The 13,638-nt window shown below is 69.1% G+C and carries 13 protein-coding genes and 1 riboswitch; of the genes, 2 read left to right on the top strand and 11 right to left on the bottom strand.

Translation table 11 applies throughout. The features are described from left to right. Positions 1 to 10 precede the first annotated feature (10 nt). The 11 genes from ACFY9V_RS22045 to thrC all read right to left on the bottom strand — a co-directional run bounded on the left by ACFY9V_RS22045 (position 11) and on the right by thrC (position 10,769). A complete protein-coding gene (locus ACFY9V_RS22045; protein ID WP_391043565.1) occupies positions 11 to 775 on the bottom strand; it encodes an enoyl-CoA hydratase-related protein in 765 nt (254 codons plus the stop codon). A gap of 47 nt (positions 776 to 822) precedes the next feature. After that, positions 823 to 1,734, bottom strand: a complete 912-nt coding sequence (locus tag ACFY9V_RS22050; RefSeq protein WP_355337357.1) for a cytochrome P450 — start codon at positions 1,732 to 1,734, stop codon at positions 823 to 825. 594 nt (positions 1,735 to 2,328) lie between these two features. Next, positions 2,329 to 3,678, bottom strand: a complete 1,350-nt coding sequence (locus ACFY9V_RS22055; protein ID WP_355337354.1) for a cytochrome P450 — start codon at positions 3,676 to 3,678, stop codon at positions 2,329 to 2,331. A 54-nt stretch (positions 3,679 to 3,732) separates the two neighbouring features. Then, positions 3,733 to 4,350, bottom strand: coding sequence for an ATP/GTP-binding protein (locus tag ACFY9V_RS22060; protein ID WP_355337351.1), 618 nt, complete (start codon positions 4,348 to 4,350; stop codon positions 3,733 to 3,735). Continuing rightward, positions 4,325 to 4,699, bottom strand: coding sequence for a DUF742 domain-containing protein (locus tag ACFY9V_RS22065; RefSeq protein WP_355337348.1), 375 nt, complete (start codon positions 4,697 to 4,699; stop codon positions 4,325 to 4,327). The genes ACFY9V_RS22060 and ACFY9V_RS22065 overlap by 26 nt, the downstream gene beginning before the upstream one ends. Further along, a complete protein-coding gene (locus ACFY9V_RS22070) occupies positions 4,696 to 5,100 on the bottom strand; it encodes a roadblock/LC7 domain-containing protein (RefSeq protein WP_355338031.1) in 405 nt (134 codons plus the stop codon). The genes ACFY9V_RS22065 and ACFY9V_RS22070 overlap by 4 nt, the downstream gene beginning before the upstream one ends. An 8-nt stretch (positions 5,101 to 5,108) precedes the next feature. Next, a complete protein-coding gene (locus ACFY9V_RS22075; RefSeq protein ID WP_355337346.1) occupies positions 5,109 to 6,290 on the bottom strand; it encodes an ATP-binding protein in 1,182 nt (393 codons plus the stop codon). A 297-nt stretch (positions 6,291 to 6,587) separates the two neighbouring features. Further along, positions 6,588 to 8,213, bottom strand: a complete 1,626-nt coding sequence (gene groL / locus ACFY9V_RS22080; protein WP_188285378.1) for a chaperonin GroEL — start codon at positions 8,211 to 8,213, stop codon at positions 6,588 to 6,590. Between the two features lie 308 nt (positions 8,214 to 8,521). Continuing rightward, entirely contained in the window at positions 8,522 to 8,728 is a 207-nt protein-coding gene (locus tag ACFY9V_RS22085) for a cold-shock protein (protein ID WP_093715500.1), read from the bottom strand. Between the two features lie 476 nt (positions 8,729 to 9,204). Then, positions 9,205 to 9,480 (bottom strand): MoaD/ThiS family protein, encoded by a 276-nt coding sequence (locus ACFY9V_RS22090; RefSeq protein WP_188285379.1) that lies wholly within the window; start codon positions 9,478 to 9,480, stop codon positions 9,205 to 9,207. Next, positions 9,477 to 10,769 carry a threonine synthase gene (gene thrC, locus ACFY9V_RS22095; protein ID WP_355337341.1) on the bottom strand — a complete coding sequence of 431 codons (1,293 nt, stop codon included), beginning with the start codon at positions 10,767 to 10,769 and terminating at the stop codon, positions 9,477 to 9,479. Before thrC ends, ACFY9V_RS22090 begins: the two co-directional genes overlap by 4 nt. 17 nt (positions 10,770 to 10,786) lie before the next feature. After that, positions 10,787 to 10,916: riboswitch (SAM riboswitch) on the bottom strand. A gap of 205 nt (positions 10,917 to 11,121) precedes the next feature. Here thrC and ACFY9V_RS22100 point away from each other — a divergent pair. After that, positions 11,122 to 12,090: a glucosyl-3-phosphoglycerate synthase gene (locus ACFY9V_RS22100; RefSeq protein WP_391162499.1), complete on the top strand. Its 969-nt coding sequence runs from the start codon at positions 11,122 to 11,124 to the stop codon at positions 12,088 to 12,090. Positions 12,091 to 12,207: 117 nt separating this feature from the next. Next, a complete protein-coding gene (locus tag ACFY9V_RS22105) occupies positions 12,208 to 13,629 on the top strand; it encodes a trehalose-6-phosphate synthase (protein WP_355337335.1) in 1,422 nt (473 codons plus the stop codon). The last annotated feature ends 9 nt before the right edge of the window (positions 13,630 to 13,638 follow it).

Consider the following 13,638-nt stretch of genomic DNA (forward strand, 5'->3'; position numbering starts at 1 on the left):
GAGCGGGAGTTCACTGGCGCTTGGCGGACTCGGCCGCCATCATCACCGAGGCCAGCCATTCGCCGTCGAAGAGGGTGGCGTCCGCCAGGCGGTGGGCGCCGCCGTACGCGTTGAGCATCGTCTTGGCGGCGCGCAGCGCGGCCGGGGAGCGGCGGAGCATGGGCCGCGCCCACTGGTCGACGGCGGCGTCCAGCCCGGCCTCGGGCACGGCCTTGTGCAGGACGGACAGCTCGACGGCCCTGGCCGCGTCGAACGCCTCGCCGGTGAGGACGAGTTCGCGGATGCGGGCGGCTCCCACCTCGTTGAGCAGCCGGGGCAGGATGCCGCCCCAGGCGGGCGGCAGGCCCAACGCCAGCTCGGGCAGCCGGAACCGGCTGGTGTCGGCGCCGACCCGCAGGTCGCAGAACATCGCGAGCGCCACGCCCGCGCCGATCACGTCGCCGTGCACCCGCGCGACGGTGACGGCGCCGAGCGTGGCGAGCGCCTCGCACACCTGCCGCGCCTTGTTGCCCATGGTGCGCAGGCCGGACCCCGTGGGGTCGGCGGCCAGCGACTCGGCGAATTCCCTGCGGTCGCCGCCGAGGCAGAAGTGCTCGCCGGCGCCGGAGAGTTCGAGCACCCGTATGCCGGGGTGGTCCTGCACCGAGCGCAGTACGGCCAGCAGTTCGTCCAGGACCGGGCCGGTGACGGCGTTCCCGGTCTCCGGGGTGTTCAGCCGTACGCGCAGCAGCGCTCCTTCCTGGCTGACGCGCAGGACCTTGAAGTAGTTCATCATGCTGTCGTTCGCCACCGGTTCTCTCGTACGGTCGTGCCGCGTGCGGCCTACAGGTCTCTGGGGCCCGCCTGTTCGGGGACGCGGGCGGACGCGGAGTCGGACACCGTCAGTGTCGTCATCCGCCGGAAGGCGACCCGCGGCGCCCACTCGGGGTCGCGGTGGACGCTCAGTCCCGGCAGCTTCCTGAGCAGCGCGGTCAGCAGCGCGGTGGCCTCCATCCTGGCCAGCGGGGCGCCGACGCAGTAGTGGATGCCGCCGCCGAAGCTGAGGTGGCTGACCTTGCGGCGGATGTCGAAGATGTGCGGGTCGGCGTACTGCGCGGGGTCGTGGTTGGCGGCGGCGAGCATCAGGTGGACGGTCTCGTCCTTGGGCACCTCGATGCCCGCGAGCGTCATGTCGTCGCCCGCGACCCGCGTCACGACGTGTATCGGCGGGTCGTAGCGCAGCACCTCCTCGACGGCGCCGGGGATGTCCTGCGGGTGGGCGCGCAGCCAGCCCATCTGGCGGGGGTGCTCGGCGATCAGCCACGTCATGGTGGACAGCAGATTGGAGGTGGTCTCCAGGGCGGCGAGCACCACCAGCAGCGCGAGGTAGTAGACGGCCTCGTCGGCGCGGTCGCGGTCCGGCTCCAGCCCGTCCCAGGTGCGCAGCCACTGCGAGACCGGGTCGTCCCCCGGTGACCTGCGCCTTTCGCGCACCAGCGCGGCGAAGTACTGGTGCAGTGTCACGGTGGCTTCGTCGGAGATCGCGAGCTGGCTCGGGGTGGGCAGCAGCTCCTGGGTGAACACCTGGGCGTGGGTCAAGTCCCGCAAAAGGGGGAAGTCAGCGGAGGGCAAACCCATCCACTCCCCTATCGCGCGCACCGGCAGCTCCTCGCTCACCAGTGAGACAAAATCGGCCACTCCGTCGCGCAGGCGTTCCGCGAGCCGGCCGACCAGGCGGTCCGTTGTCTTTTCCACCGATATCCGAATGTCACCGAGCGCCCTCCGGTCGAACATATTTCCGACCGAGCGGCGCATCAATGTGTGATGCGGTGGATTGAGCCGGACCAGAGTCTGACCGATCTGCCGTGAGGAAGGCGCGCTCCAGCGCGTTCCCTGGCCTTGCCTGGCGGCCCATTCGTTGTCGGTCACACGCCAGGCCCGGTCCCTCAGCACCTGGTCACTGAGGCCGAACGACGTGATCAGGTGGCCGCCCCAGGGCGCTGGGACGACATCCCCCATCGAGCGAAGCTCGTCGTAAAGAGGCAGCGGACTTTCCTGTCCGCCGGGCTTACGGAGTCGGGAAAAAAGTGATACAACTCTTCGCCGGTCGGTGGGGGCGACCGAATACGGTGTGACCATGGCGGCATTTCTCCTTGGTCCTCAATGCCAGGCCGGATTGACCTGTCCTGCATACCCCGGGCGCGAGATGCGTATCCGATCGGACACTGCTCGTAATTGTGGCAAGCGTCACACCGTCGGCGATGATTTCCGGCCAGGTCCGTTCTTTATCGAAACCGGCCGACCGCGAAGCCGCGGTCGGCCGGTTTTCGACTTGTGCGTCGCCGCGTGTTACGCCTTGAGCCAGTTGAGGAACGAGCTCCAGCGGCTGGCCGCCTTCGGCTTGCCCTGCGTGTGGTCGGCCGGAGCCTGAGCCGACTGGCTCTCCTGCGAGCGGACCGGCTGCCGCGCCGGGGTGAACCGGGCGGGCAGCGAGGTGAGCGCGCGGTGGAAGGGGCCCGGACGCCAGGTCAGGCTCTCCACCGGCACCGCCAGGTCGATGTCCGGCAGCGTGTTGAGCAGCTTCTCGATGGCCCGCAGCGAGATCAGCGTGGCCGGGTCCTTGGCCGGGCAGACATGGGGACCCGCGCCCCAGCCCAGGTGCGCCCGCTTGCTCATCGTCTGGCCGCCGCCGCCCAGGCTCGGGTCGGTGTTGGCCGCCGCGTAACTGATCACCACGGGGTCGCCCGCGCGCAGCGTGATCCCGGCGAGGTCCACGTCGTGCACCGGGTAGTGCACGCCGTAGTTGGCCATCGGCGGGTAGTTCCACAGCACGTCGTTGAGCGCGTCCTCGACCAGCAGGCCCGCCATGTGCTGGCTGTCGGCGTACTTGTCGTCGGACAGCAGCAGCCGCAGCGCGCTGGAGATCATGTTCTGCACCGGCTCGGTACCCGCGGCGATCATCGGGAAGAGCTGGTGGATCATCTCCTCGGTGGTCAGCGCGGAGCGGTGCTGCATCATCCAGGAGGTGATGTCCTCGCCCGGCGTGGTCCGCTTCAGCTCGACCAGTTCGACCAGCGCCCCGGTCAGCACCTCCAGCGACTTCTCGACATCGATGCCATCGAAGATGCCGGAGATCCCGAACACCAGCCGGTTGCCGATGTCCTCGGTGCAGCCGAAGAGGTCGTTGAAGACCAGCAGCGGCACCTGCTGCGCGTAGTCGGCGACCAGGTCGGCCCGCCCCTTGGCGCTGAACTGGCTGATCAGATACGAGGCGACCTGGTCGACGTGCCGGCTCAGCCGGTGCGAGTCGACCATGGCCAGGCTGTCGGTCGCCGCCTGCCGCAGCCGCATGTGCTCGGCGCCGTCGGAGAACAGCAGATTCGGCCGGTAGGCCATCATCCCCATCACCGGGCTGTCCGCCGGTATCTGACCCTCGTTCATCGCGCGCCAGCGGCGCGAGTCGCGGGCGAAGGTGCCCGGGTTCTGGAGGACCCGCAGCGCCTCGGTGTAGTCCGTGACGAGTTCGGCCTCCACGCCCGGCGCCAGCTCCACCGGAGCGCTCGGGCCGAACTGCCGCATGTAGGAGTAGAACGCCTCCGGAGCGGCGGCGAACTCCGGGCCGTACAGCGGCACACTCTGGCCGCTGTCGTGCGCGGGGCAGCCGGGCGGCGGGGCCTGGAAGTCCGGAGGGGTCTGCATGCCTGTGCTCCTCGTTGAAATACCTGAGCTACCTGAACTACCTGCGGTGACCTACTAGTTGAGGCGAGACTGCAAATACTGCACCAGAGCGATCAGTGAACCCGCCGATGACCGCTCGTCGCGTGCGTCGCACGAGACCACCGGGGTCTCGGGAAGCAGATCCAGCGCCTCGCGCACCTCTTCGAGCGAGTGCGGGGGCGCACCGTCGAAGCGGTTCACGGCGATGGCGTACGGCAGACCGTGCCGCTCCACGAGGTCCATCACGGGGAAGGACTCCTGGAGCCGCAGCGGGTCGACCAGCACGAGCGCGCCGAGCGCGCCGCGCGACAGGTCCTCCCACAGCCGCACGAACCGCTGCTGGCCCGGCGTACCGAACATGTACAGCACCAGTTCGTCGCTGAGGGTCAGCCGGCCGAAGTCCATCGCGACCGTGGTGGTGGTCTTGTTGGGCGCGCCCCTGAGGTCGTCGATGTCCGCGCTGGCCTGCGTCATCACTTCCTCGGTGCGCAGCGGCGGGATCTCCGACATGGTGCCGATGAACGTCGTCTTGCCCACGGCGAAGTGCCCGACCACGAGGATCTTGGCGACCGTCCGTACCGAACTGGGCAGATAGACGTTCTCGCGCGGCGTCTGGGGAGCACTGTCCCTATCCGAAGCGAGCCCGGAGCCCATGCAGCACCTCCTCCAGCAGTTCCCTCTCGACCAACTGCGCGCGGGGAACGGGTGCCCGCGCGAGCAGATACCCGTCCTCCACCAGATCCGACAGAAGGATCTTGACCACGCCCATCGGCAGCCCGGTGTGCGCGGCGATCTCCGCGACCGCGAGATAACCGCCCGAGCACAGTTCCATCACCCGCAGCTTCTCGGGATCAAGAACCCTTGTCCGGGGCGCGTTTTCGGATACGGCGACCAGTGTGATCATCGTGAAGCCGCCGTCGACCGGAAGCTCGCGACCGTTGGTGATCACATACGGGCGTACTAATTCCGTGGCTTCTAACTCCAGCTCCGGTTCGCCCGTCAATTGACGTCAGCGTTCTCGCGAGGAGGTGTGGTCAGCACCTTGCCGAGTTGGCCGACGAGCTGCTGCATCCGGAAGGTGATCTCCGCGAGGTCCGCGTCCGGGGACGCGGAGACCGCGAGATAGGCGCCTTCACCTGCCGAGATGAGGAAGACCCAGCCGTGGTCGAACTCCACCAGGGTCTGCCGCCACTCCTGGCGGCGGTCGTCGCCGCCGACGAAGTCGGACACCGTACGGCTCAGCGACTGCATGCCGCTCATCGCCGCCGCGACGGTGTCGGCGTGGTCCCTGCCGACCTCGTTGGAGCGGGCCATCAGCAGGCCGTCGGCCGACACCAGGATCGCGTGCCGGGCCTCGGGCACCTCAAGGGCGCTGTCGAGCATCCACGACAGATCTCTTCCGATCATTGGGCTCATTGGGCGTCCTGCCCTTCGCTGCTCGCGCCGATGGAACGGCGGCCGGACTGAGTGCCCCGCTGGAACGCGCCCATGCGGGAGGCGACTTCGTGGCTGTCGCGCACCGGCTCGGGCGCCCGCTCGACTCTGTCCCCGGCCCTGTCACCGGTTCTGTCGTCGGACCGCTCCTCGGCCGTGGGCACTATCGAGATCGGGTGCCGGAAGCGCCGCCGCTTGGGCAGGCCGCCGAAGGTGGTGGCGGGCACCACCGGCTCGGGCGCGCTCTGCTCCACCGGCTCGGACGCTTCACCCACGACGGGAGTCTCCTCGGGCTCGATGGTGGTGGTGAGGAGTTCGTCGGGGAGCAGCAGCACGGCGCGCACTCCGCCGTACGGCGAGGTGGAATCCACCGAGACGCTGAATCCGTAACGGTTGGCGAGTACGCCGATCACCGCGAAACCGAATTGCGGCGGATTTCCGAGGCCGGAAACACCCGGAGTGCGCTGGCCGGTGAGGAGTTCTCCCGCCAGCGTCTTCTCTTCGTCGCTCATGCCGACACCCGCGTCGTCGACGACGATGCAGACGCCCTTGGGCACGGGCTGGATATTAATTTCGATGGACGTTTCAGGGGCCGAATAACTCGTGGCGTTGTCGAGCAGTTCGGAAAGGGCGAGTGCGACCGGTTCGACCGCGCGGCTCACCACCGCGAAATTGCTCTGCGAACGGATTTCCACGCGCGTGAAATGCCGGATGCGGCCCTTGGCGCTGCGGACCACGTCGTAGACGGACGCCGCGTTCTTGCGGCGGCCGAGCCAGCCGTCGCAGAGCACGGCTATGGACTGGGCGCGCCGGGTGAACTGCGCGTTGCCGTGGTCCACGTCCAACAGGCCCTGGAGCGCCGCGTGCTCGCCGTTCTCCCGCTGGAGCTTCGCGATGGCGACCTGCTGCTCGCCCGCCAGACCCTGGAGGGTGCGCATGGCGGCCTTGAGCACGCTCTTGGTGCCCTCCTCGGCCCGGCGTCTGGCCTCATCCACGATCTGCTCGCGGCCGACTTCCAGGGAGGCGCGGCGCGCCGACTGCTCGGCGAGCGCGGCACGGAGCTTCGCATTAGTTTTCCGGCTGAGCGCAATCGCGGTCGCGGCGACAGGAGTACCTGCGATCAGGCCCCAAAGTGCTGGATCATGTAAGTAGGACGTCATGAGGCTCTCTTCAGGCGAGGGGCCGCCATTTGCGGAATCTCTTTCAAATCCGAACAAAAATGCGGAACACTTGCGCATGACACTTGCCAAGCAATGAGAGCCTAGCAGCAGGTTTGACCCCGGTACCCCCCGTACTTGTCCTGCTACCGGCATCTGACGGTAATTCAAAATTGCCCCGTTTTGGGACAGTCTTGGTGAATTGTTCCGAACAATGCGCCGGACACAAAGACGGCACCCCCCGGGTGACCGGGGGGTGCCGTCGTGCGGTCCTGCTGATCCGGGCTCGCGCCCCGTGGATCAGAAGTCCATGTCACCGCCGGGCATGCCGCCCGGAGCGCCGCCGGGGGCGGCCTTCTCCGGCTTGTCGGCGATGACGGCCTCGGTGGTGAGGAACAGCGCGGCGATGGAGGCCGCGTTCTGGAGCGCGGAGCGCGTGACCTTCGCCGGGTCGATGATGCCCTCGGCGATCATGTCGACGTACTCACCGGTCGCGGCGTTGAGGCCGTGGCCGACGGGCAGGTTGCGCACCTTCTCGACGATGACGCCGCCTTCGAGACCACCGTTGACGGCGATCTGCTTCAGCGGGGCCTCCAGCGCGAGCTTCACGGCGTTGGCACCGGTCGCCTCGTCGCCCTCGAGCTCCAGCTTCTCGAACACCGCGGTCGCCTGGAGCAGGGCCACGCCGCCACCGGCGACGATGCCCTCTTCCACGGCGGCCTTCGCGTTGCGCACCGCGTCCTCGATGCGGTGCTTGCGCTCCTTGAGCTCGACCTCGGTGGCGGCACCGGCCTTGATGACGGCCACGCCGCCGGCCAGCTTCGCCAGGCGCTCCTGGAGCTTCTCGCGGTCGTAGTCCGAGTCGCTGTTGTCGATCTCGGCGCGGATCTGGTTGACCCGCCCGGCGACCTGGTCGCTGTCACCGGCACCGTCGACGATGGTGGTCTCGTCCTTGGTGATGACGACGGTACGGGCGCGGCCGAGCAGGTCCAGGCCCGCGTTCTCCAGCTTGAGGCCGACCTCTTCGGAGATGACGGTGCCACCGGTGAGGATGGCGATGTCGCCGAGCATGGCCTTGCGACGGTCACCGAAGCCGGGCGCCTTGACGGCGACGGACTTGAAGGTGCCGCGGATCTTGTTGACCACCAGGGTCGACAGGGCCTCGCCCTCGACGTCCTCGGCGATGATCAGCAGCGGCTTGCCGGACTGCATGACCTTCTCCAGCAGCGGGAGCAGGTCCTTCACCGAGGAGATCTTGGAGTTGACGATCAGGATGTACGGGTCGTCGAGCGACGCCTCCATACGCTCCAGGTCGGTCGCGAAGTAGGCGGAGATGAAGCCCTTGTCGAAGCGCATGCCCTCGGTGAGCTCGAGCTCGAGCCCGAAGGTCTGCGACTCCTCGACGGTGATGACGCCTTCCTTGCCGACCTTGTCCATGGCCTCGGCGATCAGCTCGCCGATCTGGGTGTCGGCGGCGGAGATGGAGGCGGTCGAAGCGATCTGCTCCTTGGTCTCCACGTCCTTGGCCTGCTCCAGCAGAGCGGCGGAGACGGCCTCGACGGCCTTCTCGATGCCGCGCTTGAGGGCCATCGGGTTGGCGCCGGCCGCGACGTTGCGCAGACCTTCCTTGACCAGCGCCTGGGCCAGGACGGTCGCGGTGGTGGTGCCGTCACCCGCGACGTCGTCGGTCTTCTTCGCGACCTCCTTGACCAGCTCCGCGCCGATCTTCTCGTACGGGTCCTCGAGCTCGATCTCCTTGGCGATGGACACACCATCGTTGGTGATCGTGGGGGCGCCCCACTTCTTCTCGAGGACGACGTTGCGGCCCTTCGGGCCGAGGGTGACCTTGACGGCGTCGGCGAGCTGGTTCATCCCGCGCTCGAGACCGCGCCGTGCCTCCTCGTCGAACGCGATGATCTTTGCCATGTGAAGTGTCCTCCGCGGACTGGGGTTCCCCCACCGGAGCAGGGGGCGACGGCTCGGACCGTGTGGTGCCCGCGACGGACGGCCGACCTGGTCGCCGGTTCCTTCCCGGCGGCCGGGCGGGCCTCACCGACCCGGTCCTTCAGCACTCTCACTAGGAGAGTGCTAACGCCAATGATTAGCACTCGACCCCATCGAGTGCAAGCGCCTGTGGACAACTCCGGGCCACGCACGAAGGGCCCGTCCCCCCTGAGAGGTACGGACCCTTGGTGCGTGAGTGCGTCGTGTCGGTCGCCGAGCGCGCCGGGCCGTCAGGCGGTGGCCAGCCGGACCATGTCCGCCTGCGGCCCCTTCTGACCCTGCGAGATCTCGAACTCGACCCGCTGGCCTTCTTCGAGGGTGCGGTAACCGTCCATCTGAATCGCGCTGTAGTGGACGAAGACATCCGCACCACCGTCGACCGCGATGAAGCCGTAGCCCTTCTCCGCGTTGAACCACTTGACGGTGCCCTGAGCCATTCCTAACTCCCCTATTACTGGCCCTATCGCGGCCCCGCACTCCGCGGGTCCGGGTCAGACCTCACCGCCGGGGAAGCCGTTGTCTGAGCGACAGGGGATCCCTGGTGGTGTGCGCCGGAACGCGTCGACCGCGGCTGAATGTATCTGCACGGATGCCCTCTGCAACAGGTCAATCGGACGAGAATTCGGGGAGCGACCGATCGGAAATACACCAGAATAGGGCGCTATGGCGGGGCATCTCGGACCGGACATACGTCGCCTATGCGACAATCCACACGTGAATTTGGCGATAAATCGCCGCACTGACCGTTCGCGGCGGCAACTTGCCCGTGGCAACAGTACAACCTTTCAACTACCGCCCCGGACACGGCCGTTCGGCCCGGTCCGGCCCCCCTACAGCACTGTGCCCCATCCACCGCAAAAGGGTGAACGGGGCACAAAACGGCAGGTGTAGCCGGGCCGTTACGGGAAGTTGATCAGCCGCCCGCTACCGCCGGAATGATCGAAACGCTCGCGCCGTCGGGGACAGCGGTGGCGAGACCGTCGGAAAAGCGAACATCGTCGTCGTTGACATAGACGTTCACGAAACGACGGAGTTTTCCGGTGTCGTCGAGAACGCGCGCCGAAATGCCCGCGTGATTCTTCTCCAGCGAGTCGATCACCTCGGCCAGCGTGCCGCCCTCGGCCGGAACCTCGGCCTGGCCGCCGGTGTAGGTGCGGAGAATGGTGGGGATACGAACAGAAGCACTCATGCGAGGCCAGCCTCTCGGAACGCGTCAAGGGTCGGGCGGATGGTGGCGGTCGGGCCGGTGGTCGGTGCCACCGCGTCCAAAGTCTTCAGTCCGTCGCCGGTGTTGAGGACGACGGTCTCGGCGGCCGGGTCGAGCTGCCCGGTCTCGATCAGCTTCTTCAGCACCCCCACGGTCACCCCGCCCGCGGTCTCCGCGAAGATCCCCTCGGTGCGCGCGAGCAGCTTGATCGCGTCCACGACCTGCTCGTCGTTCACGTCGTCGACCGCGCCACCGGTCCGCCGGGCGATGTCCAGCACGTACGGGCCGTCCGCCGGATTGCCGATCGCCAGCGACTTGGCGATGGTGTCCGGCTTCACCGGCCGCACCACGTCGTGCCCCGCCTTGAACGCCGCCGAGACCGGCGAGCAGCCCTCGGCCTGGGCGCCGTAGATCTTGTACGGCTTGTCCTCGACCAGGCCGAGCGCGATCAGCTCGCGCAGGCCCTTGTCGATCTTGGTGAGCTGGGAGCCGGACGCGATCGGGATCACCAGGTTGTCGGGGATGCGCCAGCCGAGCTGTTCGCAGATCTCGTACGCCAGGGTCTTGGAGCCCTCGCCGTAGTAGGGCCGCAGATTGACGTTGACGAAGCCCCAGCCCTCGCCGATCGGGTCGCCGATCAGCTCGGAGCAGAAGCGGTTCACGTCGTCGTACGAGCCCTCGATGCCGACCAGTTCGCCGCCGTAGACCGCGGCCATGACGACCTTGCCCGCCTCCAGGTCGTGCGGGATGAACACGCAGGAGCGGAAACCGGCGCGCGCGGCGGCGGCGCCGACGGCGCCCGCGAGGTTGCCGGTGGAGGAGCAGGAGAGCGTGGTGAGGCCGAAGGTGCGAGCGGCCTCCAGGGCGATGGCGACGACGCGGTCCTTGAAGGAGTGCGTCGGATTGCCGGAGTCGTCCTTGATGTGCAGGCCGCCGGTGATGCCCAGTTCACGGGCGAGGTTGTCGGCCTTGACGAGCTTGGTCCAGCCCGGGTGGAGGTTGGGCTTGTCGGTGACGTCGGCGGGGACCGGCAGCAGCGGCGCGTACCGCCAGATGCTGGTGGGTCCCGCCTCGATCCGCTTGCGCAGCGACTCGGGGTCGCCGAGCGGCAGGTCGTACGCGACTTCGAGGGGCCCGAAACACTCCTCGCAGGCGAAGATCGGGCTCAGCGGGAAGCGGGTGCCGCACTCCCGGCAGGACAGCGCGGAGGCGGGTCCGAAGGGGGGAGTGCTGGTGCTGTCGTGGGTGCTGGCGACGGTCTGCACAGCCATGATGGCGAGGCCCTTTCTCCTCATCTTCCTTGTGACGTACGTCGCCACAAGACGGAATTGGCACCTTCCCCACCGTGTGACCTCGCGGTCGGCGGGAGGGTTGCCGGGGCTTCAACGGGCCGTTCCCTCTGCCCCTCTGGATGAGCGGTATGGCGCCTGCCCGCCTTCTGTGCGGCGGCGACGCGTTTGTCCCGCGCTACGACCCCCGGCATGCGGCGGTCATACGCGTTGTTCAAGACTGTAACCGACAAGCGTGACAGTTGAGATAGTCGTCCGAACGGCGAGATGGCCGCTGGGGCGGCCGTCCGGCTGGTTTCTGAGGGCTCCCACCGTACGAAAAGGGGACGGGATCGTGCTCGATGAGGTGGAGCGGTGGCTGGAGCGGCGGTCCTGGTCCGCCGCCGACCGGCCGCTCGACCTGCTGCTCGCCGCGAAGCGGGCCGCGGGGCCGCAGGGCACGGTCAGCGTGGTGCTGCCCGCGCTCGACGAGGAGGCGACGGTCGGCGAGATCGTGGCGACGATCCGCCGCGACCTGATGACCGACGAGGTGCCGCTGGTCGACGAGCTGGTCGTGGTCGACTCCGGCTCCCGCGACCGTACGGCGCAGGTCGCGGCGCGGGCCGGGGCGCGGGTGGTGCAGCGCGACGCGATCCTGCCGCGGCTGCCCGCGCTGCCCGGCAAGGGTGAGGTGCTGTGGCGGTCGCTGCTGGTCACCCGCGGCGAGATCGTCTGTTTCGTGGACGCGGACCTGCGCTCGTTCGACTCGCGCTTCGTGTCGGGGATCGTCGGGCCGCTGCTCACCGAGCCGGACGTGGAGCTGGTCAAGGCGATGTACGACCGGCCGCTGGAGACCGGCGGCGCGGTGGTGCCGGCGGGCGGCGGGCGGGTCACCGAGCTGGTCGCCCGGCCGCTGCTCAATCTGCACTGGCCGCGGCTGGCGGGCTTCGTCCAGCCGCTGGGCGGGGAGTACGCGGCGCGGCGCTCGCTGCTGGAGCGGCTGCCGTTCCCCGTCGGGTACGGCGTGGAGCTGGGCATGCTCATCGACGCCCTGTCCCTGGCGGGGCTCGACGCGCTCGGGCAGGTGGACGTGGGCGTCCGGCACCACCGGCATCAGGACGGGCAGGCGCTCGGGCGGATGTCGGCCGCCATCTATCGCACGGCGAGCCTGCGGCTGTCCCGGGCGCCCCTGGTCCGCCCCCGCCTCACCCAGTTCCACCGGGACCCCTCCGGGGGGTTCACCCCGCTCACCCACCCCGTCGACGTCGACGAACGCCCGCCCATGGCCCACCTCCCCGAATACCTCGCCCGCCGCGCCGCCTGACGGCTCCCCCGCCAGGCGCCCGCGCCGCCGGGGCCGCGGGGCTGACCGGCGCGGTCTCCTACGGAGCAGGAGGGTCCACGACGTTTGGGGCGGAGCCCACGCGGCTAGGCTGGCGGCATGGTCGAAACGCGTGCGGCACGGATTCTGGTCGCTTCGAATCGGGGGCCGGTTTCGTATGCGCTGGGGGACGACGGGGAGCTGAGCAGCAGACGCGGCGGCGGCGGCCTGGTGTCGGGCCTGAGCGCGATCGGACCCGAGGCGGACGCGGTGTGGGTGTGCGCGGCCCTGGGCGAGGGCGACCGTGAGGCGGTACGGCGCGGGGTCGGCGAGCCGGGCGCCCGGATGATCGCCGTCGAGGAGAGCGTCTTCGAGGCCGCGTACAACGACATCGCCAACTCGGTGCTGTGGTTCGTCCACCACCTGCTCTACCAGACGCCGTTCGAGCCGCTCTTCGACGAGGACTTCCGCGGCCAGTGGGCGGCGTACCAGGCGTACAACGAGGCGTTCGCCGAGGCGCTGGCGGAGGAGGCGGCGGACGGCGCGCACGTCCTGGTGCAGGACTACCACCTGTCGCTGGTCCCGGCGCTGCTCCGGGCCCGCCGCCCCGACCTGCGGATCGGCCACTTCACGCACACCCCGTGGGCGCCGCCGGACTACTTCCGGCTGCTGCCCGACGACATCGCCGCAGAACTGCTCGAAGGCATCCTCGGCGCGGACCGCGCCGCGTTCCTGACCCGGCGCTGGGCCGACGCCTTCGCCGCGTGCTGCGTCAGCGTGCTGGGCGCCACGCTCGGCGACGACGGCCGGGCGGTCACCCACCGCGGCCGTACGACCCGGCTCGGCGTGCACGGCCTCGGCGCCGACGGCGACTTCCTGCGCGAGCGCTCGCACCGCCCGGACGTCGCCGAGCGCATCACCCGGCTGCGGTCGGAGACGGGTGCCGACCGCAAACTGATCGTGCGCGTGGACCGTACGGAACTGTCCAAGAACATCGTGCGCGGCCTGCTCGCCTACCGGCAGCTCCTCCAGGAGCACCCCGAATGGCTCAGCCGGGTCGTCCACGTCGCCTTCGCCTACCCCTCCCGGCAGGATCTCGCGGTCTACCGCGAGTACACCGAGGGGGTCGCCCGGCTGGCCGAGGAGATCAACGCCGAATTCGGCACGCCCGACTGGCAGCCGGTGCTGCTCAAGGTCGACGACGACTTCGCCCGCTCCCTGGCCGCCTACCGGCTCGCCGACGTGGCCCTGGTCAACCCGATCAGGGACGGCATGAACCTCGTCGCCAAGGAGGTCCCCGTCGTCTCCGACAACGGGGTGGCCCTGGTGCTGTCCCGCGAGGCGGGCGCCTTCGCCGAGCTGGGCGACGACGCGATCGTCGTCAACCCGTACGACATCCGCGAGACCGCCGCCGCCCTGCACACGGCCCTCACTCTCCCGGAGGCGGACCGCGCCGAGCGCACCAAGCGCCTCGCCGACGCGGCCACCGCGCTCCCCCCGTCCCGCTGGTTCCTGGACCAGCTGCACGCCCTGGACGGCTGAGCACCGGGT

It is taken from the genome of Streptomyces sp. NPDC008317 (genome assembly GCF_042955955.1).
Taxonomy (GTDB): domain Bacteria; phylum Actinomycetota; class Actinomycetes; order Streptomycetales; family Streptomycetaceae; genus Actinacidiphila.